Raw genomic sequence first — 24,407 nt, 5'->3', positions numbered from 1 at the left:
TACACCCTACCTCACGGAGATATCCCCATGGGTCTCGGCGGCATCAGTATCTGGCAACTACTCATCATCCTGCTCATCGTCATCATGCTGTTCGGCACCAAGCGCCTGAAAAGCCTTGGCTCCGACCTGGGTGACGCCATCAAGGGCTTCCGCAAGTCGATGAACACCGAAGAAGACAAGCCGGCGGTGGAAGACAAGGCCGGGCAAACCCTGCAGGGCGAAGCACGCAAGGTCGAAGAACCGGCCAAGAAAGACTAAGGGCGCCACGCCATGTTCGATGTCGGATTTGCCGAACTACTGGTAGTCGGCCTGGTGGCCCTGCTGGTGCTCGGTCCGGAGCGCCTGCCGGTGGCCGCACGCATGGCCGGCCTGTGGATCGGGCGCCTCAAGCGTAGCTTCAGCAATCTCAAGGCCGAAGTGGAGCGCGAGATCGGCGCCGACGAAATTCGCCGGCAACTGCATAACGAACGCATCCTGGAAATGGAACGCGAACTGTCGCAAAGCGTACTGCCGCCCGCGCCGGGCAGCAGCGCCGCGAGCAAGAGCGCGGCCGATGCGCCGCCGGCCCCGGACAAGAGCACGCCGCCATGACCGAAAAGCTGACCTCCGACCAGGAAATGCCGCTGGTTGCCCACCTCAGCGAGCTGCGTGATCGTCTGCTGCGCTGCGTGGTCGCGGTGCTGCTGATCTTCATCGGCCTGTTCTACTTCGCGCAGGACATCTACGCACTGGTTGCCGCACCGCTACGCGCTTACCTGCCGGAAGGCGCGACGATGATCGCCACCGGCGTTGCCTCGCCGTTCCTCACTCCGTTCAAGCTGACCCTGGTGATCTCGCTGTTCCTCGCCATGCCGGTGGTGCTCCAGCAGATCTGGGGCTTCATCGCACCGGGGCTGTACCAGCACGAGAAACGCATCGCCGTTCCCCTGCTGATCTCCAGCATCCTGCTGTTCTACGCCGGCATGGCCTTCGCCTATTTCGTGGTGTTCCCCATCATGTTCGGCTTCTTCGCCAGCGTGACCCCCGACGGCGTGGCCATGATGACCGATATCGGCCAGTACCTGGACTTCGTCCTGACCCTGTTCTTCGCCTTCGGCGTAGCCTTCGAGATCCCCATCGCCACCTTCCTGCTGATCTGGGCCGGTATCGTCAGCGTGGAAACCCTGGTCAAGAGCCGTCCCTATGTGATCGTTGGCTGCTTCGTGGTCGGCATGTTCCTGACCCCCCCGGATGTATTTTCCCAGGCCTTGCTGGCCATCCCCATGTGGCTGCTGTTCGAAGCCGGACTGATCTTCGGCCGCCTGGTCAGCAAGCGTCCGCCTGAGGATAGCGAGCCCAGCGACCAGCCGCCTGCAGCGCAGTCGTGAACCTGCTGCTACTGGAAGACGCCGACTTTCTCGATGCCTGCCATGTACGCCTGCAGGGCCGGCGTCTGCAGCATCTGCGCGAAGTGCATCGCGCCGAGGTCGGCAGCATGCTGCGGGTCGGCCGGATCGGTGGGCTGATGGGCCAGGGCCAACTGCTGCAACTGGACGCTCAGCAGGCCGAACTGCGCGTGGCGCTGGATCAGCCGCCACCCGCCAAGCTGCCGGTAACGCTGGTGCTGGCCCTGCCCCGCCCGAAGATGCTCAAGCGCACCCTGCAGACCATTGCGGCCATGGGCGTGCCGCGCCTGGTACTGCTGAACAGTTACCGCGTGGAAAAGAGTTTCTGGCAAACCCCCTTCCTCGACGCGCAGGCGATTCGCGAGCAGTTGCTGCTCGGCCTGGAACAGGCACGCGATACCCTGCTACCTGAGGTGCACATCGAACAGCGCTTCAAGCCCTTTGTCGAAGACCGCCTGCCCGGACTGGCCGCCGGCACTCTGGGCCTGCTTGGCCATCCGGGCGACTACCCGGCCTGCCCGCGCGCGGTGAGCGGCCCGGTCACCCTGGCCATCGGCCCGGAAGGCGGCTGGATCCCCTACGAAGTCGCGCTACTGGAACAGGCCGGCCTGCAGGCCGTGCAGCTTGGCCCGCGCATCCTGCGCGTGGAAACGGCTGTTCCGGCCCTGCTGGCCCGCCTGTTCTGAGCAACGATCAATCCCGATCGCTTCGCCACGGAATACCCGCTAGACCTCGAGCAGGAAGGTCACCGGCCCATCGTTGATCAGCTGCACCTGCATGTCTGCCCCAAAGCGGCCACTGGCCACCGGCACGTGCTGCGCACGCGCTTCGCTCAGCAACAGCTCGAACAGTTCCCGGCCCTGCGCCGGCGGCGCCGCCGTGGAAAAGCTCGGGCGCAAGCCGCTGCGCGTATCGGCCGCCAGGGTAAATTGTGAAACCAGCAACAGGCCGCCCTGCACATCGCGCAGCGACAGGTTCATCTTGCCGTCGGCATCACTGAACACCCGGTAGTTGAGCAGGCGCTGCAACAGGCGTTGCACGCTGGCCGCATCATCCGCCGGCTGTACGCCGACCAGCGCCAGCAAACCCTGGCCGATTTCCCCAACGCAGGCACCGTCTACCTCCACGCGCGCTTCGCGGACGCGCTGGATCAGCGCCCTCATGCATCCTCCAGCGGCAGGTCGAGCAGGCGTCGCGCCAGGCTGTCGGCCGCGCGTACCAGGGCATCGGCGATACCCGGCTCGGAGGCCGCGTGACCGGCATCGCGGATGATCTGCAGCTCGCTGCCCGGCCAGGCCTGGTGCAGCGCCCAGGCGTTATCCAGCGGGCACACCGCATCATAGCGGCCATGCACGATGATCCCCGGCAGGTGGGCAATCCGCGGCATGTCGCGGAGTAGCTGGTCCGGCTCGAGGAAGGCCTGGTTGACGAAGTAATGGCACTCGATGCGGGCAATCGACAGGGCGCGCTCATGGAAGCGTTCGACCAGTTGCGGATTGGGGCGCAGGCTGGCGGTACGCCCTTCCCAGCAGGACCAGGCCTTGGCCGCCTGCATCTGGGCAATTTCATCGCTGCCGGTCAGGCGCTTGTAGTAGGCCTGCATCAGGTCACCGCGCTCGGCGGGCGGAATCACCGCCAGGTAATCCTGCCAGTAATCGGGGAACAGGCGGCTGGCACCTTCCTGGTAGAACCAGCGGAAGTCCTCTGGTCGGCAGAGGAAGATACCGCGCAGGATCAGCGCCTGCACCCGCTCGGGGTGGCGCTGCGCATAGGCCAGACTGAGCGTCGAACCCCAGGAGCCGCCGAACAGCACCCAGCACTCGATGCCCAGTTGCTGGCGAATATGCTCCATGTCCTCGACCAGTGCCCAGGTGTCGTTGTGCTCCAGGCAGGCATGCGGGGTCGAACGGCCACAACCACGCTGGTCAAAGGTCACGATACGGTACAGCGCCGGGTCGAAGAAGCGCCGGCTCAGGGCATCGCAACCGGCGCCCGGACCACCATGCACGAACAGCACCGGCAGGCCATCGGCCGAACCACTCTCGTCCACATACAGGACATGCGGCTCCTGCACGGCCAGGGCATGACGCGCATAGGGTTTGATTTCCGGATACAGGCTCTGCATGGTCTACTCCTGATAGGCCTGGCGGCACGCCAGGCAAGTGCCGACTCACGGCAAATACGCTGACCGCCATGATAACGGGGAAACTACCTTTGCACAGGTCACTGATACGTCATGCCAGCCTGGCCATGCTGCTCTGTCTAACCTGGCTGCTCGGCGGCTGCGGGCAAGATGATCGCCTGGCGCAACTGGAAGAGGCCGTCACGCAGTTGCAGGACAACCTGCAACAACGCCGTACCCAGGCCGTGCTGCAGCAGCTGCATGATGAGTTCCAGACACATGCCGGCCAAGACCGCCAATGGGCCCAGCAAACCATGCGCTTGGTGTTCCTGCGCCACCGGCAGATTGCCGTGCTGGCACCCCTGCGCCAGAGCCGCCTCGACCCGACCTACAGCACGCGCGGGCATACCCGCGCCGATGTCGCGCTCAGCGGTGCCGAAGGCCTGCTGCCGGACAGCGCGCGCCTTTATCAGGTCGAGCTGGAGTGGTGGTACGAAGACGGGCGCTGGCAGCTGGCACGCCTGCACTGGGAATAGTCGCCGCTACTTGAGCCCCCTGGCGGAAAACAGCACGACCTTGTCGGCGGCATATTGCACGCTGATGTAGCGCTGTTCGTCACCCCAGCGACAGCTACTCATACCCAGCGCACCACTGCACTCGCGCGGGCTGCCCAGCAGTTGCTCCACCTCGGCACGCGGCATGCCCGGCTTAAGTTGCTGGTAGTTATCCTGGGTCAGCGGATTGCAGCCGGCCAGCAGTAAGGCAGCGACGGCGAGCAGGGAACGGCGCATGGTTAATTCTCCGGGAAAGCAAAACGGGGCAGCTAGGCTACCCCGTTTTCAGTCAGGCCGTATGCCTTACCAGTCCCAGCTGAGCGCCAGGTTGAGGCCGTGCTGGCGGTCCTCAGTACCGCGGAAGTGGTAGCTAGCCGACAGCGCCAGCTCGTTGCCCAGGCGATGGCTAACACCCAGACTGCCCAGGGTTTGCCCATTTTGCGGCATGTAACCCTGCAGTTCGAAGCTGTTGTTGGCCACGCTATTCAGGCCCATGCGCAGCTGCTGAGGATCATCCTTAAATTCGCGTTCACGGGACACTTCGGCAAACAACTGGGTACTTGGCGTGATTTGTCGACTCAATTGCAAACCTAGCCCCAGACGCTGGCTGTCACGCTGCTGATCAGCAAAGTTCAACGCCGTTGAGCGGTTGCCACTTTCACGGTAGCCCTCCACATCAATACGCGCGTAATCGGCGCTGATAAACGGACTCACCTGCCAACCAGTACCTTCATTGGCCAAGTCGTAACCAATGCGCGCAGACAAGGCATAGAGTTTGCCATCGCTATCGCCTTTCTCGCTGCGTTTGGCGATGCCCAAGGCGAACTGCCGCTCAAGGTTCTGATAGTCGAGATGGCCAACACTAACGCTGCCATTGGCCCACAGACGATCCTGCCGGAACTGAGCGAAACCACTCAGCAAATAACTGCGCAGGTCATACTCGGACTTGCTATCTGTTTCCAGTTGCTGCGACTGCAGCCCGAGAGCAAGGCCAACACGCCACTGGTCAGTCAGTCGGTAGCTGCTACCCAGGGTCAACCCCAAGCCATCACTGTCACCGGCCGCTACACCAGCATTACGTTCGAATTCACGACGCATACCGTTAGCACTCACGAAGCTGCGCCATTGACCGCTCGTCTGCCACTGATCCTGCAACTGACTATGCAATTGTTGCTGATGACTGATGAGACTGGACAGCGCCATTTCCGGCAGCAGGCTGACTTCCCAGGGTGCGGAGATGATCGAATAGATATAGTCCGCACTGATCTGCTGCACAGCACCTGTTGGGTGAACACCGTCATTGAACATGAGACGGTTAGGGTTGGGCGTTACTCCACTAATTCCCCAAGTAGGATCGGCCAAGCAGCTGGATCCACTGAAACAAACATCGGTTTGTACCACTAGGGGATCAAAACCAAACGTCGCCAGATCGCCTTGCACTTCAGACAGCAGTCCGCGGAAATTCAAGCGAATGACATTACCGCCCAATGCAGCCAACTGACGACCCAACTCGTCATTAAACAGCCCGGATGCCGTCGACCAGGCCGCTCGACTACCACTGGCAAACCCCGCCGGAGTCATGCCCACATCTGGAAGATCAGAAACGATGATGGTGCGTGCACCGGCCGCCTGCAGTGCTGCAACGCCTGTAACCAAATTGGCAGCCGCCGTGGCGGCGCTCGCTTGGTCAATTACGACTGACTGCAGCACATCGTTGCCGCCGCCATTGATGTAATACAGCGCATTGGGATCGGCGCTACCAAACTGCGCCAGGTAGCCCTGCCGCGTTCGCAAGACTGTTCCAGCACCTACCTGTCCCACCGGAACAATCGTTTCAGAGGTTGTAGTAATCGAGGCCAGCACCTGCTCGGTTCGGTAACCACCTACGGCGTAGTTGGTACCGTCAGGATTACCTGTCAGTACCTGAGGCAATGCAGGTGTAGAGGCAAAGGCTTGCAAGCCAAGCTGGGCGGCCAAGCGTTGCGTGACAACCAAGTCAAAGTACTCGGTATTGTTCGCCAGATAGTTGGGGCCTGTGCGGTTGGTAAACCGGTTCCCACCTGTAGGATTACCAGCCAAAAGGGGACTGCCGAAATCCGGAAACTGCCCACTATCACTCAATGAGTCACCAAAAACGATGAACTGCGAGTAGGGCATTGCCGAGCTGGTAAGGGGCAAACTAGCTAGGGCGATGGCGGCGACCAGGGCTTTGTAAGGCTTGAACATGAGCACTCCGGGTTCTTGTTTTTATAAGAGCCACGAAGCCTAAAAGAGCCCGAGCAAGCTGACGCTCCCCCAAATGGGTGAGCGTCAGGTCAGCCGCTATTATCAGCCGCGATGGTAGGCGCTGATGCGCAGCACTTCTTCCTTGGAACCAAGGAACACCGCCACCCGCTGGTGCAGCGAGGTTGGCTGGATGTCGAGAATACGCTGCGTACCGTTGGTGGCAGCACCACCGGCCTGCTCGATGATCATCGACATCGGGTTGGCCTCATACATCAGGCGCAGCTTGCCGGGCTTTTCCGGCTCACGGGCATCACGCGGGTACATGAAGATACCGCCGCGGGTGAGGATACGGTGCACATCGGCGACCATCGAGGCGATCCAGCGCATGTTGTAGTTCTTGCCCAGCGGACCGGTCTCACCGGCCAGCAACTCATCGACATAGCGCTGCACCGGCGCCTCCCAGTGGCGCTGGTTGGACATGTTGATGGCGAATTCCTTGGTCGACTCCGGCACACGGATGTTGTCGTGGGTCAGCACGAAACTGCCCAGCTCGCGATCCAGGGTGAAGCCCTTGACGCCGTCACCGAGGGTCAGCATCAGCATGGTCTGCGGGCCGTAGATGGCATAACCGGCGGCCACCTGCTCGGTGCCCGGCTGGAGGAAAGCCTCCTCGCCAAGATCACCCGTCTCGCCGTTACGGTCCGGGCAGCGCAGCACCGAGAAGATGGTGCCCACCGAGACGTTGACGTCGATGTTGCTGGAGCCGTCCAGCGGATCGAAGACCAGCAGGTAGGCACCCTTCGGATACTTGCCGGGAATCTGGTAGGCGTTGTCCATTTCCTCGGACGCCATACCGGCCAGGTGGCCGCCCCACTCGTTGGCTTCGAGGAGGATCTCGTTGGAGATCACGTCGAGCTTCTTCTGTACCTCACCCTGCACGTTCTCGCTGTCCAGGCTACCCAGCACGCCACCCAGCGCCCCCTTGGAGACCTGATGGCTGATCGCCTTGCAGGCCCGCGCCACGACTTCGATAAGGAAACGCAGATCAGCCGGGGTATGGTGGCTGCGGGTCTGCTCGATCAGATAGCGGCTGAGGGTGACGCGCGACATGGAAGGCTCCAGGGAATGAAAAAACCGCGGCAGTTTAACCCGGAATGCCGCCGGCCGCCTCTGCCGGCGACCGACGCGCTTCAGGCGCTTGGCGGCCCCGGCGTACGCCCCTTGTCACGTAGCAGACTCCAGGCCATGCCACCCAGCAGGGCCACCCCGAGCAGCAGTATGATCCACAGCGCCAGGCGTTGCCCCGCGCCACCCAGACGCTCGCTGGCCTGTTCGCTGGCCACTTCGGCAAGGTGCTGCGGCATGTCGGTCAAGCGCGCCTCGCCCGTCTGCGCCGCCAGTGGCTGGCTGCGCCCGCCGAGCAGCGTACTCAGCGGCAGGCTGGCCGGCTCGGCCTGCGCCTGGCCCAGCGCCAGCTGGTAAGGCCCTGCACCGCGTACCAGGAACAACAGCTCGCGCCCCGGCAAAGCCAGCTGCAACTGCGCCGGCTGGTTGCCCAGACCACCGCCACGCGCATCGATGTGCAGACGCAGTTGCTGCACGCTGCGCCCCGGCAAGGCCAGCTCGTCGTTGCGACTTTCCGCCTGCTCGCCCGGCACGCGGTACAACACCCCGGCCGCCAGCCCCTGCCAGTGCGGCTGGCCCTCGCGGCGGCTCTGCACGCGCAACGGCAGGAGCATGTTCGGCTGTTCCAGAGCCAGACGCAGGCGGCTGACCGGCAGGGCGCGCGGCAACTCCCAGTGGTACTCCCCGGAGTCCAGGCGTTGTCCCGTCAGTACGTCGGACCAGGCCAGCTCGGCGGCGCGCCACTCGGCAGTGGCGCTGTGCACCACGGCATTGCTCAACGGCACTGCCGGGGCATCCCGCCAGAGCAGACGCAGGTAGCGGGCACGCTGCCCCGGCAAGCGCACGTGGCGCTGCTCGATACGCTCACCCGCCGTCGTCAGGCGAACCAGCTGCCCTTCGCTCAGCGCGCGCCAGTGTTGCAAATCGTCGCTGGCCTCGATGCTGAAACGCTGGAAGCCATCCTCGGCCTGCCAGTCCAGTTCCAGCTCGATCAGCGGTTGCTCGATAGCGCTGACATCCAGCAACCAGCCGCGCAGCACCTCGGACTCAGCGTGCGCCGGACTGTCGAGCAGCTCCACCAGGGTACCGTCCGTGGCGCGCTGCACGCGAATCCGCGCCGCGCTGGCCGCCTGCTGCGCCGGACCCTGCAAGGCGAACAGCGGCACGCTGCGGCTGCTGCGCTGCTCGGCCTGCTGACCACTGCTGTGCTGCAGGCTGAAGGCCAACGGCTCGCCAGCCGCGTTGAAGACCCGCAGGTCGCGCAGATCGTCATGACTGGCCGCCTGCTGCACGGCAAAGGGCAGCGTCAGGCGATACCAGGGGCCATCGCCCTGCAGGGTCAGCGGCAGCCGGTAGCGATAATCTTCCGGGGCCTCGGCCCGGGCCTGAACCTGCAACAGACTGGCACACAGCCCGAACATGATGGCAAACGACAGCTTCATCCCTGTACTCCTTGCGCAGGGGCCGCATCCTGGCGCGGCGGCAGCGGGGCAAAGTAGCCCACCACCAGCAGCAGGACGCCAACCCCGATAAACGACACGATACGCTCCAGGCCACCGCGGTTGCCCAGCTCGACAAAGAACAACTTGGCCACCACCACGCCAATCAGCAGCCCGCCCAACAGCCACCACTGCCGGCGCACGCGCAGGTGACCGGCAATCATCAGGCCCAGCGCAATGCTGGTCCACACCAGCGACAGCCCGGCCTGAACCAGCATCGAGCGCAACAATTCCGGCTGGGCGTACGGCACATCCCCCCAGTGATGGGCACTGCGAAACACCATGGCCGTGGCCAGGGCGAACAGCGACAGCCCCAGCACGCCCTGCACACCCTGGCGGTACAGGGCCGCCGGCCAGTTCCATGCCTGCCCGGCCCGCCAGGCCCACAGCGCCGCACCACTCAGCGCCAGCAACAGGCCCAGTTCCAGAGGATTGAGCAGCGGCAGGTACGGCAGAGGATCGGCATTACCGGCGCTGAAGGCATTGGCCAGCCAGAACCACACCAGCAACAACCCGGCCAGCGGCGCCGCCGCCCACAGGCGATACTCGCGGGGATAGCTGGCCAGCGGCCAGGGCAGGCGCGAGGCACGGGCCACCCACAGCAGGTAGAGGCTCGGTAGCAGCGCCCAGCCCAGCCAGCGCCAGGCGTTGTATTGTTCGGCCAACTGCATCAGCAGGTAGCGCAGCTGCAGCGACGGCACCAGCAACAGCAACCACAGACCCAGCACATGCGCAGCACTGCACGCGCCACCCGGCAATTGCGTGGCCAGCTGACGCAGGTTGCGCATATGCACCACGCCGACCGCCAGCCAGCCCAGCCAGCCCCAGGCGGCAGCCGGCTGGTACAGCGCATGCGCCGCGCTCGCCAGGATGGCCCAGGCTGCCGGCACCAGCAGCAGGCTGGCCAGGCCCAGCTCGGCCCAGCGCAGGCGCCCGGCCAACCAGCCGGCCAGCGCCGCACAGGCCGCCGCCAGGGCGAGCAACGCGCTGCTTTGTGCGGCGCCACTAAACAGCCGGTCAATCTCGCTGACCCAGGCGAACACCCACCAGGCCAGGCCCCAGGCCAGCAACAGCCAGGACAGCTGCAGCAGGCTGACGCGCCACTCGGCGGCCTGTCCGTGCTGGTTTTCCCGCCACAAGCGCCAGGCCCCCAGCAGCGCCGCCAGACCCAGCAGCGCCGGCGTCCAGAAGCCGGCGTGGGCCAGCGCTGCCGCTTCAGCCTGACCGGCCACCTGCCAGAGCGGCGCGGCAAGGAAGAAACTGCAACCCGCCACGCCCTGCAGCAGCAGGGCAAATACAAAGGCCGCGCGCTGCTGCAGACGCAGGGCCAGCCAGAGAATCACCAGACCGTTGCCAGCCCAAACCGCACAGGCCGTACGCCAGGGCAAGACGAACAACACCGCCAGGTTGATCAGCAACAGGCCGGCCAGCAGCACCAGCGCCAGACCGCGCAACAGCCGACGGTCCTCACGCACCAGGGCATCACGCGAGGCCAGCAGCATGCTGCCAATCAGCGCCAGGCCGATCAGCAGGCTGAGCAACAAGCCGCTCCAGCCCGAAGCCAGCATGCCCTGGCCGCTGCTGGCCCCATCCAGCTGGCCGACGAACAACACGCCACCCAGCAACTGCACGGCAAACGCTGCGCAGAGGAAGACTCGGGCGCGCAGGCGCAGGCCCAGCAGCAGGGTCAGCAGGCCGCCCAGTGCCCAGGCCATGGCGGTGAAATCGGCGGATAACAGGAGTGGCGCGATCAGGTAGGCACACAGCAGGCCGGCCAGCGCCAGCCAGGGCTGCAAACGCGCCTCCCAAGGCCACAGCGGCAGCGCAGCCTGGTGACGACGCAACAACCCATAGCTGCATAGCCAGGCGCCGGCCAGCATGGCGGCGCCCAGCGCCGAACCGGCCAACACGGTCTGGCTGGCCAGGCCGAGGGTAGACAGATAGGCCAGGCTGGCCGCCAGTTGCAGCAGCAGGGCAAACAACCGGGCCAGACGGCGCTGCTGACGCAGGCCGAGCCAGTAGATACCGGCGCCCTCGACCGCCCAGGCCGCCGAAGTCCACTGCGCATCCAGGCCCAGCGGAATGGCCAGGCTGGCAAAGATCACCCCCAGCGCCAGGCAGGTTTCGGTGAGCAACAGCGCCCGCGCTCCGGCCCGCTGGCGCAGCCAAAGCGCCAGCAGCAGGTAGAAGCCGCCGAGTGCCAGGGCACTGAAGGCCACGGCAAACTCGATATGCCGCACCAGGCCCACCTGCAGGGCAAAGCCCACCAGAGGCGGGCCGAACATTGCCGTGGCATCCACATAATCGGTACGCCCCAGCGACCAGCGCAACAGCGCCTCACGCTCCTGCGGGGCTTCGCCGGCCTGGCGCAGGCTACGCCGGGTGAACAGCAGGCCGATCAGCACATAGATCAGGAAAAACGCCACCAGGAAGGGTTCACTGCTCCACAACAGCTCCGGCTGGTAGGAGCGCCAGCCCCAGGCCAGGCCGATACCGAAAGTGCCGACAAAACCGACTAGGTTGAGCGGTCGCCAGGCCTTGAACCAGGCCACCGAAAGAATCCCGGCATTGAGCAGGAGGAAATAGCTGAACAACGCGACATGATTGCCACTGCCGCTGGAGGTAAGGATTGGCGCGGCAAAGCCGCCCAATGCCGCCGCCACCGCCAGGCCCTGGGCATTCTGTGCCACCGCGAGCACACAGGCAGCGGCCGTCACCAGCACCAGCAGGGCAAAGGCCGGCTGGCTATCGAGCAGCGGATGCAGACGCAAGGCGGCAAAGATGGTCAGGTACAACACCGCCACCCCGGTGCCTTGCAGCAACAAGGCATAGCCGGGGCGCCGCACGCGCAGCCACCAGCCGAGGCCGAGCAGGGCCAGGGCGCTGGCGGCCACTGCGCTGTAACGCAGCGCCACGGGCACCACCATGCCCTCCGTGGCATAGCGCAACAGGAAGGCCAGGCCGAGGAACAGCAGCAGCAGGCCGACACGCAGCACCGTGTTGCCACCCAGTAACCAGTCACGGGCCCAGCCCCAGGCCTGCACCAGGAAACCCGGCTCGCGCGGCGCGGCAACCAGCGCGGGAGCACGCGGCGCAGCAGGTTCAGGGGCTGCCGGGGCGGCGCGCCAGATACGCTCTGGCAGCGGCTGGCTGTTGGCCGGGCTGACGGGTTCGGCTGCCGGGCTAATCTCATCGAGACTGAACTGCAGCGCCTCGTCAGCCGGCACCGCGGCAGTTTCAGGCGCAGACGCAGCCGGCATGGGCGGCTCGGCTGGCGCTGCTGCGTCCTGTTCCAGACGCTTCAGGCGCTGGCCAAGCTGCTGCAGCTCCTTGTGCAGCGCGCTGTTGGCGGCCTGCAGCTGACGCTGTTGCAAGGCTTGCGCCAGCCCAAGGCCGAACAGGATGCCAAACAGCCCGGCGGAAAATGACTCGCCGATACTGGCACCCAGCACCAGTCCTATCAGCATGAAAATCCATTGCATCGCGTGGCACTCCCCTGTCCCTGCCGGCGGCGAGTATATCCAGCCGCCTGTCGACAACCCACAGACGCTTGCCAGAGACGTGACGGACACAACGCTGTCCAGCAAGCCGCGCCTGACGGAGCGTACTGGGCAGCCCGTCAGCGGCTGGTTATGATGCGCGCCCCCTCACCACCGCCACGACCCACGCCATGAAACCCCTGCTGATTCTCGGCGCCGACCTCGATCGCACCGAAACCTGGATTCGCTACGAGAAAAGCATGTGCCACAGCTGCATCTCCAGCTGCTGCACCATGCCGGTCGAGGCACGCCTCAGCGACCTGATCCGCCTCGGCCTGGTCGATGAATTCGAACGCGGCGAGCCGCTGAAAAACATCGCCAAACGCCTGCAGAAGGATGGCGTGATCGAGCGTTTTCACCAGAAAAGCGGCATCTTCACGCTCACCCGCATGAGCAACAACGACTGCCTCTACCTGGACCGCAAGACCCGCCTGTGCACCGTCTATGACAAGCGTCCGGACACCTGTCGCAACCACCCGCGCATCGGCCCGCGCCCCGGCTACTGCGCCTACAAGCCCAACCTCTAGCCGGCGGTAAAAAGCCCCAGGCCCTCCCGGCGCAGGTCTCAGCGGCGCCGCTGCAGTTCAGGCGCCAGCGGCAGGCCATGCGCCAGCGCACTGTCGCGCAGACGATCGCGTTCAGCACGTAGGTAATTGCGCAAACGACGCAACTGGCGCAAGCGCTGCTCCACCTCCTGCAGCTTGCCCTGCAGCAACAACGCCCCCTGCGCGCAATCCAGGCGTGCCTCTCGGCGCAAGCGCAGCAGTTCGCCGATTTCCTCCAGGCTAAAGCCCATGCCCTGCGTCTCGCGGATGAACGCCAGCTGCTCCAGCACCTGCGGCGGATAGATCCGGTAGTTATTGGCCGCCCGCTGCGGTGCGGCGATCAGCCCGCGAGCCTCATAGAAGCGCAGGGTATGGCGACTCAGCCCGGAGGCCCTCTCCACGTCGGCAACTCGCATCAGACACTCCTTGACTGTCGATCTGACTCGACAGTTTAGGCTCCCCGGCGATGCTTCCCAACACAGGAAAACGCACATGGCCAATCTTCTCATCAGCGGCGCCAGTGGCTTCATCGGCAGCTGGCTGACCGCCACCCTCAGCCGCCAGGGTCACTCGCTCTACCTGCTGCTGCGGCAACCCGAGCAACTGCCGGCACTGCGCGCACAATGCCAGGCACGCGGCGGCAACCCCGCGCACCTGCACGCACTCGCCGGTGATTTGCAGCACCCCGGGCTGGGGCTTGATGAGCCCCCGTTGCTCGCACGTGGCATCAGCCAGATCATCCATCTCGGCGCGCAGTTTGCCTGGGGCCTGCCGCGCGAGCAGGCCGAACGCTGCAATGTCGCCGGCAGCCTGGCCCTGACCCAGCTGGCCAGCCGCCTGCAGGCCCGCCTGCTACTGGTCGGCGGCTTCATGCTGGGCAACCCGGCACACCTGGCCGAACTGGGCATCGATCCGCAGCACCTCGCACACAGCGACTGGGACAGGCTGTACCGGCGCGCCGGCGCCTATGAGGCCAGCAAGCTACAAGCCCACTACCAGAGCTGCGCCCTGGCCCGCCAAATGCAAGTGCCCTACAACGTGGTCCACCCCGGCACCCTGTGCGGCCACAGCCAGAGCGGCCATCTCAATCCCAGCCAGCCACTCTACGAACTACTCGACAACCTGGCCCATGGGCGCCTGCATGGCATACCCGGCAGCCCGGCACATTGGCTGCCACTGATCAGCGTCGACCTGCTCGTCGCGCTATTGGCCAGCCTGGTCGAGCGACCGCTGGCCAACGGCAGCGAGCTGCTCGCCCTTGACCCGCACAGCCCCAGCCTGGGCGAACTGCTCGCCCTGCTCGCCGAGGAGCTTGACGTAGCGGCGCCCAGCCGATACGTCCCCGTGGGCCTGCTCGCCGCACTGCTCCGCCTGCCCGGCGCCGAGCGTTTACTGCATAGCCGCCGGGAAAGCCTGGCCTTCATACGTCGCGAGCGCTACGACTGCACCCCACTACAGACCGAGCTGCAGGCCCGCCAACTGGTCTGGCCTGACCTGCGCCAGGCATTACGTGCCAGCGCCCGGCACTACCGCGACAGCAGGTCGCAGGCAGCACAGTGCAGCGACACAGGCAGCCGGCATGGCAGAATGCGCGCCCCCGACGCCGCGACCGACAGCCCCCATGAGCGATTTGACCCTACCGCGTAGCGCTGCACTGCGTTTCCATCCCGAGCGCGAAGCACTGTTCAACGAGCTGCATACGCGGCCCTTCCCCGTGCTGGCCACCCCTTCGCGCCTGTCGCACCTGGTGCTGCTGGCCGACCCGGCGCAGCCTGGCGCGGAATACCAGCACCTGCTGCGCCTCTGCGAACGCCACGCCGTCCTGCCACCCAGCGCGCAATCCTCCTGCTACTACCAGGACTTCGGTGGCTTCGAACTGCGCTGGGAGCGCCATACCGAGTTCTCCACCTATACCCTGCTGAGCAAGCAAAGCGACAGCGAACCCTTCCTCGCCAACGCCCTCCGCTTGCTGCCGGCCGACTGGCTCAACGCGCTGCCCGGCCAACTACTCAGCTGCAACCATCTGGAGATACACCCTGCTCCGGCCAGCGAACCCAGCCCGGACGACATGCGCCGGCACTTTGAGGGACAACGCCTGATCAGCGCCGAAGTCAGCGATGGCCAGGCCCGCCTGTGGAGTGCCTATCGCATCCACAGCGACGGCTGCGGACGCCTGCTGATCCATAACCGCAGCCTCAACCCCTGCCAGACTGGCCGTCTGGTGCGCAGCCTGCTGGAGATGGAAACCTACCGCATGATGCTGCTTCTGGCGCTGCCGCAGGCCAAGGCCATGGCCCCGCAGCTCAAGGCCATGGAGCGCCAGCTGGCTACGGCCATCCAGCAGATCAACCAGATCCAGAACCTGGCAGACGAACGTCACCTGCTCGGCGAGCTGGGCAGCCTGGCGGCCGGTATCGAGCAACTGATCGCCACCCACAACTACCGCTTTTCAGCCACCCGCGCCTATCACGAACTGATCAGCAACCGTCTGGCCGAACTGCACGAGCGGCCCTGCCCTGGCCTGCAGACCTTCAGCGAGTTCCTGCAGCGCCGCCTGACGCCGGCCTGGCGGACCAGCGAAGCCGCCGAGCAAAGCCTGAATGACCTGGCGCGCCGTGTGCAGCGGGCCAGCGAGCTGCTGCGCACGCGGATCGACCTGACCATCGAAACGCAGAATCAGCAGCTGATGCAGGCCATGGACAAACGCAGCCATACCCAACTGCGCCTGCAACAGACCGTCGAAGGCCTGTCGGTGGCCGCCATCAGCTACTACCTGGTCGGTCTGTGCAAGTATCTTGCGGAATCAGCCAAGAGCCTGGGGCTGCTGGCCGACAGCCAGCTGGCCACCGGCCTCGCCGTGCCACTATGCATCGGCCTGGTCTGGTTCAGCCTGCGCCGCCTCAAGCGCCGTCTCAAACTCGGCGAAGGCTGAGCCCCCCCCGACTAGACGCGGAAACGCGCCACCAGGCGCGTCAACTGCTCGGCGGTGACCGTCAGTTGCTGGCTGGCCTGCGCACTGTCATCGGACATCTGCGCGGCACGGTTGGACAAGGTATTGATGTCGCTGATATTGCGGGCGATCTCCTCGGTCACACTGCTCTGCTGCTCACAGGCCGTGGCGATCTGTGCAGCCATGTCGCTGATGCGTTGCACCGCCTCATTGGTAGACACCAGTGCCTGGTCGACTCCCGCGGCTTGCTCCACCCCGGCACGCGCCTGCTGACTACCCGCCTGCATGACGCGCACCGCCTGCTGAACACCGCCCTGCAGGCGCTCGATGCGCGACTGGATGTCCTTGGTCGAATCCTGCGTGCGTGCCGCCAGGGCGCGCACTTCGTCAGCCACCACAGCAAAGCCACGCCCCTGCTCACCGGCGCGCGCCGCCTCGATGGCGGCGTTGAGCGCCAACAAATTGGTTTGTTCGGCAATCCCCCGAATCACCTCCAGCACCGCACCAATGCTCGCCGTTTCCGCTTCCAGCTCGTGGATACTGGCCTGGGCCTGCTCCACTTCGCGAGCCATGGCGCGCATGGCCTGGATAGTCGCATTGACCGCCTGGGCACCCGCTTGCGACTGCTCACCCGCCTGACGGGACGCCTCGGCGGACGCCTGCGCATTGCGCGCCACCTCATGCACGGCGGCGCTCATCTGCGTGGCGGCGGTGGTGACCTGGTCTACCGCCAGGTGTTCCTCCTGAATCACCTGGCGGCTCTCCGCCGCCGCCGCCGACAGGCCGCTGGCCGCGCGCGACAGCTCACCAGTCACCGCGCCTACTTCGCCAATCAGCGGCTGCAGCTTGTCGAGAAAGCGGTTGAACGCACGCCCCAGACGACCCAGCTCATCGGCGGAGGCAACCTCGACACGCGCCCGCAAATCACCGTCCCCATCGGCAATTTGCTCGATCCGCTGCAACAGACGGTGCATGGGCCGGGTGACCAGCAGCGGGAACCCCAGCACCAGTACAAGGCAGCCCAGCAGCCCCAGCGCCACCAGCAGTGACTGCTGCCACTGCACGGTCTTGCCCCGCTCGATGGCCGCCCGGCCTTCCGCAGCCGCCGCCTGGTCTTCCAGCTCACCCAACTTGTCGATGGCATCGCGCATGGCCTCGAACTGCGCTTCGCTTTGCGCAAAGCTCAGGGCGCTGGCCGCCTGCACATCGCTTTGCGACAGCTGCAAGACCTGCCGGGACGTCTCCTGCCAACGGGTAAAATCCCGGTCAAATACGGCCACCAGGCGCAACGCATCGTCGCCTGGACGCAAGTCGGCATACTGATGCACGCGTGCATAGGCCTGCTGCAGGTTTTCTGCATGGCTATCGCGCAGCGCCTGAAGATGTGCCGCGCTACCTGCACCAAGCAGGCTGCGCTCGGCCACAAAGGCCTGGTACAAGTCACGGTCGGCGTTCAGCAACAGACTGATGGCCGGCAGGTAACGCTCGGTCAGCCGCGTGCTCGACTCCACCTCCTGGCTGATGCCGCGCACACCCAGCCCTCCGGTCAACAGCAGCAAAACGGCCAGGCCGATGATCGGCAGGGCAATCTTCCAGCGAAACGCGAGATCAGCAAACAGGCGCAACATGGCAAGCTCCAGCAACACGACATGACAGGTGTTGCCTGAGCATAGCTGCTACTCGGCAGCGCTGCCTGCTGCCGGACGTGGCAGAGCGTCGCGGCGCGGGCCGCGCGCACTACCACCAGCTGTTATCGTCCAGACAGGCTTTCTTGTAGTAATCGATATTCGCACGCACCGCGAAAACCGCGGCAGCGCCATAACCCAAAGCATTGGCCAGTGCATCCAGGCCGAAATACTCCAACGTCAGGCTCAGCGGAATGAGCACCGCCAGGCAGGCGGCAAACAGGCTAAGCGCCTTTTTCCACATGCCCTTGGCCAGGTAGTAGAAAGGCCCGAAGAGGAACCCCAGGATGTTGAAACTCACCTTGAAGCGCTCGCCGCCGCTCAAGGCCTGCAGATTCGGCAAACGCGGGCCACCGGCCTTGACCAGCAAGTGGAAGGTGCGTTTCCAACCGTCAGACACCGTCAGCGCATCAATGACCTGGGTCTCGTTCTGCCGGTTGGACAATTCCGCCTGGGGCGGGGCATACACATTGGCTTGGCTCACGCGTTTCTCCTTGCAGCGCAGCGAGGTGGACAAGGCCGGCATCACCGGCACGACGCATTCTGCGCCAGGCGCAGCAGGCAAACCGGGCATGGCTCGCGAAACACGCCACTACAAATCCAGGCCACCCACATCGCCGCGCAGCAACCGCGCCACGCCACGCAGCAGCCCCAGCACGGCACGTACAGGCAACTCGATGAGCAGATCGAGGACATCCAGCCAGTCGGCCACCTCGCCCAGGCTGCGCCGCCTCGGCTTCACCCAGTACGCCGCCAGCAGGCAAGCCACTGCCAGCCCCAGCTGCAGCGCGCTGAACGGGCAGAACAGCAGATTCACCAACAGATACAGCCCGCTGGCAAACAGCCCCAAGGCCAGCAGCAAACGACCGTCATCCCACATGCCTGCGCCTCCATGAATCGCAATATGCCGACATCCCTGATCGTCAGGGCAGCCTCGATGGCCCGCTACTAGGCGGTTTACAAGCCCTAGCCCAAACTGAAGATCGGCCCATACATCGACACAGCCAGCAATACCAGGCTGGCCAGCAGGCCCAGCACGCCCGTCAGGCAGGGCACCCAGCCACGGCGTCGCGCCGCCGGCCAGCAGAGGAACACCACGACAAAACCCAGCGGCCACAGCCAGAGCAACAAGTAGTAGTTCAGCGCAAGCGCAGTAATCAGGGGCAGGTGCTCGCCGAAGGCCTCGAAAATCGGCCAAAACGACGGCACCACCAGCGTCGGCAGCAGCGCCGCCAACAGCGCACACAGCAACCCCACAGCCAACGGAATCGCCACGGAGCGGGCCCTGAGCGGAGCAAGCTGCTCAGGGGCGGTCAGGGGGGCTTGGTAGGGGTGCGACTGGCGGGGGATGAGGCGGGGCATGCATGTCCTTATGCGGGGCGCTACGGGGCTGCGTCGACCTTAATCAGCGGCGCGGCAGACGGCAAGCCAGCCGTCCAACAAAAAGCCCCGGCAGAGGGCTCTGCCGGGGCTTTTTGTTGTACCGCGTGAAGTACTTGGCGCTTAGACCTTGCTGCGCTCGTAGCGCTTGCGGTCGTTCTCGTTAAGCAGCTTCTTGCGCAGGCGAATCGACTTCGGCGTCACTTCGACCAGTTCGTCTTCGTCGATGAACTCCAGCGCCTGCTCCAGGGTGAACTTCAGTGCCGGGGTCAGCTGGATGGTCTCGTCCTTACCGGAAGCACGCATGTTGTCGAGCTTCTTGGCCTTGGTCGGGTTGATCACCAGGTCGTTGTCGCGGCTGTGGATGCCGGCCAGCTGGCCTTCGTAGACTTCGTCACCCGGCGACAGGAACAGCTTGCCGCGGTCCTGCAGGGTTTCCAGGGAGTAGGTCAGCGCGGTGCCGGTGGCCATGGAGACCAGCACACCGTTCTGGCGGTGGGCCACTTCGCCGGCCTTGACCGGACCGTAGTGGTCGAAGGTCGAAGTGAGGATGCCGGTGCCCGAGGTCATGGTCAGGAAGGCGTTACGGAAACCGATCAGGCCACGCGCCGGGATCAGGTACTCCAGGCGGATACGCCCCTTGCCGTCAGGGATCATGTTGGTCATGTCGCCCTTGCGCAGACCCATCTGCTCCATCACCGGCCCCTGATGCTGTTCCTCGATATCGATAGTGACGTTCTCGTAGGGCTCCTGCTTCTCGCCGTCCTTCTCGATGATCACCACTTCCGGGCGGCCCACGGCCAGCTCGAAGCCTTCGCGGCGCATGGTTTCGATCAGTACCGAGAGGTGCAGCTCGCCACGCCCGGACACCTTGAACTTCTCGGCGGAGTCACCCGGCTCGACGCGCAGGGCCACGTTGTGCAGCAGTTCTTTTTCCAGGCGCTCCTTGATGTTGCGGCTGGTGACGAACTTGCCTTCGCGGCCGGCAAAGGGCGAATCGTTGACCTGGAAGGTCATGCTCACGGTGGGCTGGTCGACGGTCAGCGGCGGACGGGCTTCGACGTTTTGCGGATCGCACAGGGTGTCGGAGATGAACAGCTCGTCCATGCCGGATACGCAAACGATGTCACCGGCTTCGGCTTCCGGGACTTCCACGCGCTGCAGGCCGGAGTGCCCCATGATCTTCAGGATGCGGCCGTTGCGCTTGCTGCCGTCGTCGCTGATGGCGACGACCGGGCTGTTGGCCTTGATGCGGCCACGGGTGATACGGCCGATGCCGATCACGCCGAGGAAGCTGTTGTAGTCCAGCTGGGAGATCTGCATCTGGAACGGGCCTTCGCTGTCGACCTTGGGAGCCGGCACGTGGTCGACGATGGCCTGGAACAGGGCATCCATGTTGTCGTCCATGTTCTCGTGGTCGAGGCCGGCGATGCCGTTCAGGGCGCTGGCGTAGACGATCGGGAAGTCCAGCTGCTCATCGGTAGCACCGAGGTTGTCGAACAGGTCGAAGATCTGGTCGATGACCCAGTCCGGGCGCGCGCCGGGACGGTCGATCTTGTTGACCACGACGATCGGACGCAGGCCGGCCTTGAAGGCCTTCTGAGTCACGAAGCGGGTCTGCGGCATCGGGCCGTCCTGGGCATCGACCACCAGCAGTACGGAGTCGACCATCGACATCACACGCTCCACTTCACCGCCGAAGTCGGCGTGTCCGGGGGTGTCGACGATGTTGATGTTGTAGTCGCCCCACTTCAGGGCAGTGTTCTTGGCCAGGATGGTGATACCGCGCTCTTTTTCCTGGTCATTGGAGTCCATCACCCGCTCGTTTTCCGCTTCTTTGCGGTCGAGGGTGCCGGACAGGCGCAGCAGCTTGTCTACCAGGGTGGTTTTGCCATGGTCGACGTGGGCGATGATGGCGATATTGCGCAGATTTTCGATCACGATGTTTTCCTAAAAAAGAGCGGCAAGCCGGAGGCGACAAGCAGCAAGATAAAAACCGAAGAAAAGCCTAAAAACATGACGGATTCAGCGTTTGCCGTCGGGAGGGTGCCTGCGGCGCCGCGCGCTGCGTCTGAGCTGCTCCTTGATCATGACGGCACGTGACCTTCTTGCGGCTGATAGCTTGCGGTTTGTGGCTGCCCGGCGGGGCGATAGACACGCACGTTGGCATGCCCTTCGCTGAGCAGGTGGTGAGCATGCAGGCGGCTCATTACGCCCTTGTCGCAATACAACAGGTACTGGCGGCTGGCATCCAGCTCCTTGAAGCGGCTGTTCAGCGCGTAGAACGGCAAGGTCTGCACCTCGATGCCTTCGACCTGCAGCGGCTGTTCCTCGACGGCATCGGCGGGGCGGATATCCAGGATGATCTGCCCGCTCAGCGCCTGCTGGACTTCCTCGACCTGGACGTCGGCGCCCAGTTCGTCGATCAGCTTGTCCACGGTGATCTTGCGCGCGCGCTGCAGGGCACGCTCCAGGATCGCCATGTCGAACTGCTGCTCTTCATGCTCGACCCGATAGGCCTTGGCGCGGGTCGTGGGGTTTACCGAAATGACCCCGCAGTATTCGGGCATGTGCTTGGCGTAGTCGGCCGTGCCGATCTGCGTGGCACAGTCGATGATGTCCTGCTTGTGGCTGGCGATCAGCGGGCGCAGCACCAGCATGTCGGTGGCCGCGTCGATAACCTTGAGGTTGGTCAGGGTCTGGCTGGACACCTGGCTGATCGCCTCGCCGGTGACCAGCGCATCGATATACAGCTCCTCGGCCAGGCGGGTGGCCACGCGCAGCATCATGCGCTTGAGGATGACGCCCATGTGGCTGTTGTCGACCTTGTTGAGCAACTCGCCAACCACTTCCTCGAACGGCACGCTGATGAACAGCACGCGGTGCGAACTGCCGTACTTCTGCCAGAGGAAGTGCGCCACTTCCATCACGCCCAGCTCGTGGGCACGCCCCCCCAGGTTGAAGAAGCAGAAGTGCGTTAGCAGGCCACGGCGCATCATCTGGTAGGCCGCAACGGTGGAGTCGAAGCCACCGGACATCAGCACCAGGCTCTGCTCCAGCGAACCGAGCGGGTAGCCACCAATGCCCTCATGCTGGGCGTGCACCACATAGAGGCGGTCGTGGCGAATCTCGATGCGTACCTGCACCTCGGGATTCTTCAGGTCGATACCGGCGGCGCCGAACTCGCGACGCAGGTGGCTGCCCACGTAGCTGGCTACTTCCACGGAGCTGAAGCTGTGCTTGCCGCCGCGCTTGCAGCGCACGCTGAAGACCTTGCCCGGCAGTTGACTGCCGAAGTGCTGGCGACACTTGTCGAGGATGTCGTCGAAGTCACCCAGCGGGTAATCGTGTACTTCCAGGAAGTGCGCGATGCCCGGCACGCAACGCAGCCGTGCGATCAGCGCGGCGCGCGCGCGCGGTTCCTGCAGGCTGGTTTGCACCTCAAGGTTGTCCCACTCGCCCTGCACCTGCAGCTGCGGGTCAAGTTCGCGCAAAACGCTGCGGATATTCTTCCCCAGCTGGCGGATGAACTGCTTGCGCACCGGCCGGCTCTTGATGGTGATTTCCGGGAAGACTTTGACGATGAATTTCATGGCAAGCAGTGCCAGCGGCAGGACGCAAGAAAAGAGGGGCGCGGAGTATAGCGGAATTTGTTCAAGACTTGACCAAAAACAAGCAGAAGGCCGCCGCTGCCTCATTTGCGTGCATCTCACGCATGGCGCGCACTATTAAGGTGCGAAAAAAGCCTGGCACTCCGCTATAAACAACGTAGCCGCCCTGATTTGGCGGCCTGCGGCCCATTTTCGAGCAGTGGCACGCTAATTGCTCTCTTGTGAGTCAAGTCGCACAGGCGGATGATCCGCCCGGCTTCGCACCGCTACAGAGGCGCCATCGGCCGCCCCTTTCCAACTGGAGGACAGCATGTCTAAGGCAATTCAACTGATCAAAGAACACGATGTGAAGTGGGTAGACCTGCGCTTCACCGACATCAAGGGGCAGCAGCACCACATCACCATGCCGGCCCGTGACGCGCTGGACGAAGACTTCTTCGAGCACGGCAAGATGTTCGACGGCTCGTCGATCCATGGCTGGAAAGGCATCGAAGCCTCCGACATGATCCTTCTGCCGGACGACAGCACTGCCGTCCTGGACCCGTTCACCGAAGAGCCGACGCTGATCCTGGTCTGCGACGTGATCGAGCCGAGCACCATGCAGGGCTACGACCGCGATCCGCGCGCCATCGCCAAGCGCGCTGAAGAGTTCCTCAAGTCCACCGGCATCGGTGACACCGTATTCGTTGGTCCGGAGCCGGAGTTCTTCATCTTCGACTCGGTCAAGTTCAAGTCCGACATGTCCGGCTCGATGTTCAAGATCTTCTCCGAACAGGCCGCCTGGAACAGCGATGCCGACTTCAACGGCGGCCAGGGCAACAACGGCCACCGCATCGGCGTAAAAGGCGGCTACCTGCCGACCCCGCCGAGCGATCCGGACCACGAGATCCGTACCGCCATGTGCAACGCCCTGGAAGAAATGGGCCAGGTCGTCGAAGTACACCACCACGAAGTGGCTACCGCCGGCCAGAACGAGATCGGCGTGAAGTTCAACACCCTGGTGGCCAAGGCTGACGAAGTACAGACCCTCAAGTACTGCGTACACAACGTTGCCGAAGCCTACGGCAAGACCGCTACCTTCATGCCGAAGCCGCTGTATGGCGACAACGGTTCGGGCATGCACGTTCACATGTCGATCGCCAAAGACGGCAAGAACACCTTCGCCGGTGACGGCTATGCCGGCCTGTCGGAAACTGCCCTGTACTTCGTGGGCGGTATCATCAAGCACGGCAAGGCCCTGAACGCCCTGACCAACCCGTCGACCAACTCCTACAAGCGTCTGGTTCCCGGCTTCGAAGCACCGGTCATGCTGGCCTACTCGGCCCGCAACCGTTCCGCCTCGATCCGTATTCCGTACGTTGCCAGCCCGAAAGGCCGCCGTATCGAAGCACGCTTCCCGGACCCGGCTGCCAACCCCTACCTGGCTTTCGCTGCCCTGCTGATGGCCGGTATCGACGGTATCCAGAACAAGATCCACCCGGGCGATGCCGCCGACAAGAACCTCTACGACCTGCCGCCGGAAGAGTCCAAGCTGATCCCGCAGGTGTGCGGCAGCCTCAAGGAAGCGCTGGAAGCCCTGGAAGCCGACCACGACTTCCTGCTCAAGGGTGGCGTATTCAGCCGCGAGTTCCTCGACTCCTTCATCGAACTGAAGGCCGCCGAGGAAATCAAGGTACGCACCTTCGTACACCCGCTGGAATACGACCTGTACTACAGCGTCTGATGCCCTGACCGGCATAGCCCCGCCCGGGAAACCGCGCGGGGCTTTTTTATGCCTGCGCACGAC

At 64.3% G+C, this 24,407-nt stretch carries 23 protein-coding genes and 1 pseudogene; 9 read left to right on the top strand and 15 right to left on the bottom strand.

What is annotated here, in order from left to right; genetic code table 11:
• Nucleotides 1-27 precede the first annotated feature (27 nt).
• From tatA to CW360_RS06460, 4 genes are read left to right on the top strand one after another with little or no spacing between them, the layout of a single operon-like run.
• Nucleotides 28-258, top strand: a complete 231-nt coding sequence (gene tatA, locus CW360_RS06475) for a twin-arginine translocase TatA/TatE family subunit (RefSeq protein WP_093984611.1) — start codon at nucleotides 28-30, stop codon at nucleotides 256-258.
• 12 nt (nucleotides 259-270) lie between these two features.
• Nucleotides 271-591 carry a Sec-independent protein translocase protein TatB gene (gene tatB / locus CW360_RS06470; protein WP_101193137.1) on the top strand — a complete coding sequence of 107 codons (321 nt, stop codon included), beginning with the start codon at nucleotides 271-273 and terminating at the stop codon, nucleotides 589-591.
• Nucleotides 588-1,367 (top strand): twin-arginine translocase subunit TatC, encoded by a 780-nt coding sequence (tatC, locus tag CW360_RS06465; protein WP_101193136.1) that lies wholly within the window; start codon nucleotides 588-590, stop codon nucleotides 1,365-1,367. Before tatB ends, tatC begins: the two co-directional genes overlap by 4 nt.
• The gene (locus tag CW360_RS06460) at nucleotides 1,364-2,071 is read left to right on the top strand and encodes a 16S rRNA (uracil(1498)-N(3))-methyltransferase (protein ID WP_101193135.1); all 708 of its coding nucleotides are present in this window, start codon (nucleotides 1,364-1,366) and stop codon (nucleotides 2,069-2,071) included. The genes tatC and CW360_RS06460 overlap by 4 nt, the downstream gene beginning before the upstream one ends.
• A gap of 39 nt (nucleotides 2,072-2,110) precedes the next feature.
• On the opposite strand, the gene dtd is transcribed toward CW360_RS06460, so the two are convergent.
• Together dtd and pip are read right to left on the bottom strand one after the other, a co-directional pair.
• Nucleotides 2,111-2,548 (bottom strand): D-aminoacyl-tRNA deacylase, encoded by a 438-nt coding sequence (gene dtd / locus CW360_RS06455; protein ID WP_093984607.1) that lies wholly within the window; start codon nucleotides 2,546-2,548, stop codon nucleotides 2,111-2,113.
• The gene (gene pip / locus CW360_RS06450; RefSeq protein WP_101193134.1) at nucleotides 2,545-3,510 is read right to left on the bottom strand and encodes a prolyl aminopeptidase; all 966 of its coding nucleotides are present in this window, start codon (nucleotides 3,508-3,510) and stop codon (nucleotides 2,545-2,547) included. Before pip ends, dtd begins: the two co-directional genes overlap by 4 nt.
• An 89-nt stretch (nucleotides 3,511-3,599) precedes the next feature.
• Between pip and CW360_RS06445 the strand changes: the two genes are divergently transcribed.
• Complete coding sequence (locus CW360_RS06445) at nucleotides 3,600-4,043, top strand: hypothetical protein (RefSeq protein WP_371870533.1); 444 nt, start codon at nucleotides 3,600-3,602, stop codon at nucleotides 4,041-4,043.
• Nucleotides 4,044-4,049: 6 nt separating this feature from the next.
• Here the strand turns inward: CW360_RS06445 and bamE are convergent, their stop codons facing one another.
• The 5 genes from bamE to CW360_RS06420 form a co-directional block, all read right to left on the bottom strand.
• Nucleotides 4,050-4,298, bottom strand: coding sequence for an outer membrane protein assembly factor BamE domain-containing protein (bamE, locus tag CW360_RS06440; RefSeq protein ID WP_093984604.1), 249 nt, complete (start codon nucleotides 4,296-4,298; stop codon nucleotides 4,050-4,052).
• A 66-nt stretch (nucleotides 4,299-4,364) separates the two neighbouring features.
• On the bottom strand, nucleotides 4,365-6,287 hold the full coding sequence (locus tag CW360_RS06435) for an autotransporter domain-containing SGNH/GDSL hydrolase family protein (RefSeq protein WP_093984603.1): 1,923 nt from the start codon (nucleotides 6,285-6,287) through the stop codon (nucleotides 4,365-4,367).
• A 102-nt stretch (nucleotides 6,288-6,389) separates the two neighbouring features.
• A complete protein-coding gene (locus CW360_RS06430) occupies nucleotides 6,390-7,397 on the bottom strand; it encodes a class 1 fructose-bisphosphatase (protein ID WP_093984602.1) in 1,008 nt (335 codons plus the stop codon).
• An 80-nt stretch (nucleotides 7,398-7,477) separates the two neighbouring features.
• Nucleotides 7,478-8,854, bottom strand: coding sequence for a DUF3999 domain-containing protein (locus tag CW360_RS06425; protein WP_101193133.1), 1,377 nt, complete (start codon nucleotides 8,852-8,854; stop codon nucleotides 7,478-7,480).
• Nucleotides 8,851-12,393, bottom strand: coding sequence for a DUF2339 domain-containing protein (locus CW360_RS06420; RefSeq protein WP_101193132.1), 3,543 nt, complete (start codon nucleotides 12,391-12,393; stop codon nucleotides 8,851-8,853). Before CW360_RS06420 ends, CW360_RS06425 begins: the two co-directional genes overlap by 4 nt.
• Before the next feature lie 188 nt (nucleotides 12,394-12,581).
• Between CW360_RS06420 and CW360_RS06415 the strand changes: the two genes are divergently transcribed.
• Nucleotides 12,582-12,977: a YkgJ family cysteine cluster protein gene (locus CW360_RS06415; protein ID WP_093984599.1), complete on the top strand. Its 396-nt coding sequence runs from the start codon at nucleotides 12,582-12,584 to the stop codon at nucleotides 12,975-12,977.
• A 38-nt stretch (nucleotides 12,978-13,015) separates the two neighbouring features.
• Here the strand turns inward: CW360_RS06415 and CW360_RS06410 are convergent, their stop codons facing one another.
• Nucleotides 13,016-13,411: a MerR family transcriptional regulator gene (locus CW360_RS06410; RefSeq protein ID WP_093984598.1), complete on the bottom strand. Its 396-nt coding sequence runs from the start codon at nucleotides 13,409-13,411 to the stop codon at nucleotides 13,016-13,018.
• 76 nt (nucleotides 13,412-13,487) lie between these two features.
• On the opposite strand from CW360_RS06410, the gene CW360_RS06405 reads away from it, so the two are divergent.
• Together CW360_RS06405 and CW360_RS06400 are read left to right on the top strand one after the other, a co-directional pair.
• The gene (locus tag CW360_RS06405) at nucleotides 13,488-14,642 is read left to right on the top strand and encodes an SDR family oxidoreductase (RefSeq protein ID WP_101193131.1); all 1,155 of its coding nucleotides are present in this window, start codon (nucleotides 13,488-13,490) and stop codon (nucleotides 14,640-14,642) included.
• The gene (locus CW360_RS06400) at nucleotides 14,617-15,927 is read left to right on the top strand and encodes a DUF3422 family protein (RefSeq protein WP_157825258.1); all 1,311 of its coding nucleotides are present in this window, start codon (nucleotides 14,617-14,619) and stop codon (nucleotides 15,925-15,927) included. Before CW360_RS06405 ends, CW360_RS06400 begins: the two co-directional genes overlap by 26 nt.
• 11 nt (nucleotides 15,928-15,938) lie before the next feature.
• Here the strand turns inward: CW360_RS06400 and CW360_RS17280 are convergent, their stop codons facing one another.
• The 7 genes and pseudogenes from CW360_RS17280 to thiI form a co-directional block, all read right to left on the bottom strand.
• Nucleotides 15,939-16,697, bottom strand: coding sequence for a methyl-accepting chemotaxis protein (locus CW360_RS17280; RefSeq protein ID WP_374377901.1), 759 nt, complete (start codon nucleotides 16,695-16,697; stop codon nucleotides 15,939-15,941).
• 99 nt (nucleotides 16,698-16,796) lie between these two features.
• Nucleotides 16,797-17,573, bottom strand: a pseudogene (locus CW360_RS17275) (HAMP domain-containing protein); the annotation flags it as partial.
• Nucleotides 17,574-17,682: 109 nt separating this feature from the next.
• A complete protein-coding gene (locus tag CW360_RS06390; protein ID WP_101193143.1) occupies nucleotides 17,683-18,114 on the bottom strand; it encodes a DUF2628 domain-containing protein in 432 nt (143 codons plus the stop codon).
• A 108-nt stretch (nucleotides 18,115-18,222) separates the two neighbouring features.
• On the bottom strand, nucleotides 18,223-18,510 hold the full coding sequence (locus CW360_RS06385) for a hypothetical protein (RefSeq protein ID WP_093984594.1): 288 nt from the start codon (nucleotides 18,508-18,510) through the stop codon (nucleotides 18,223-18,225).
• 86 nt (nucleotides 18,511-18,596) lie between these two features.
• Nucleotides 18,597-18,992, bottom strand: coding sequence for a hypothetical protein (locus CW360_RS06380; RefSeq protein ID WP_157825257.1), 396 nt, complete (start codon nucleotides 18,990-18,992; stop codon nucleotides 18,597-18,599).
• 141 nt (nucleotides 18,993-19,133) lie between these two features.
• A complete protein-coding gene (gene typA / locus CW360_RS06375) occupies nucleotides 19,134-20,951 on the bottom strand; it encodes a translational GTPase TypA (protein WP_101193127.1) in 1,818 nt (605 codons plus the stop codon).
• Nucleotides 20,952-21,097: 146 nt separating this feature from the next.
• A complete protein-coding gene (gene thiI / locus CW360_RS06370) occupies nucleotides 21,098-22,603 on the bottom strand; it encodes a tRNA uracil 4-sulfurtransferase ThiI (RefSeq protein WP_101193126.1) in 1,506 nt (501 codons plus the stop codon).
• Between the two features lie 328 nt (nucleotides 22,604-22,931).
• Here thiI and glnA point away from each other — a divergent pair, with 328 nt between their 5' ends.
• Nucleotides 22,932-24,344 carry a type I glutamate--ammonia ligase gene (glnA, locus tag CW360_RS06365; RefSeq protein WP_101193125.1) on the top strand — a complete coding sequence of 471 codons (1,413 nt, stop codon included), beginning with the start codon at nucleotides 22,932-22,934 and terminating at the stop codon, nucleotides 24,342-24,344.
• Nucleotides 24,345-24,407: the final 63 nt, after the last annotated feature.

The sequence above is a fragment of the Pseudomonas fluvialis genome, from assembly GCF_002835605.1.
GTDB classification, from domain to species: Bacteria; Pseudomonadota; Gammaproteobacteria; order Pseudomonadales; family Pseudomonadaceae; genus Aquipseudomonas; species Aquipseudomonas fluvialis.
The sequence above is the reverse complement of the archived record's forward strand: the minus strand, read 5'-3'. Positions and strand labels throughout refer to the sequence as shown.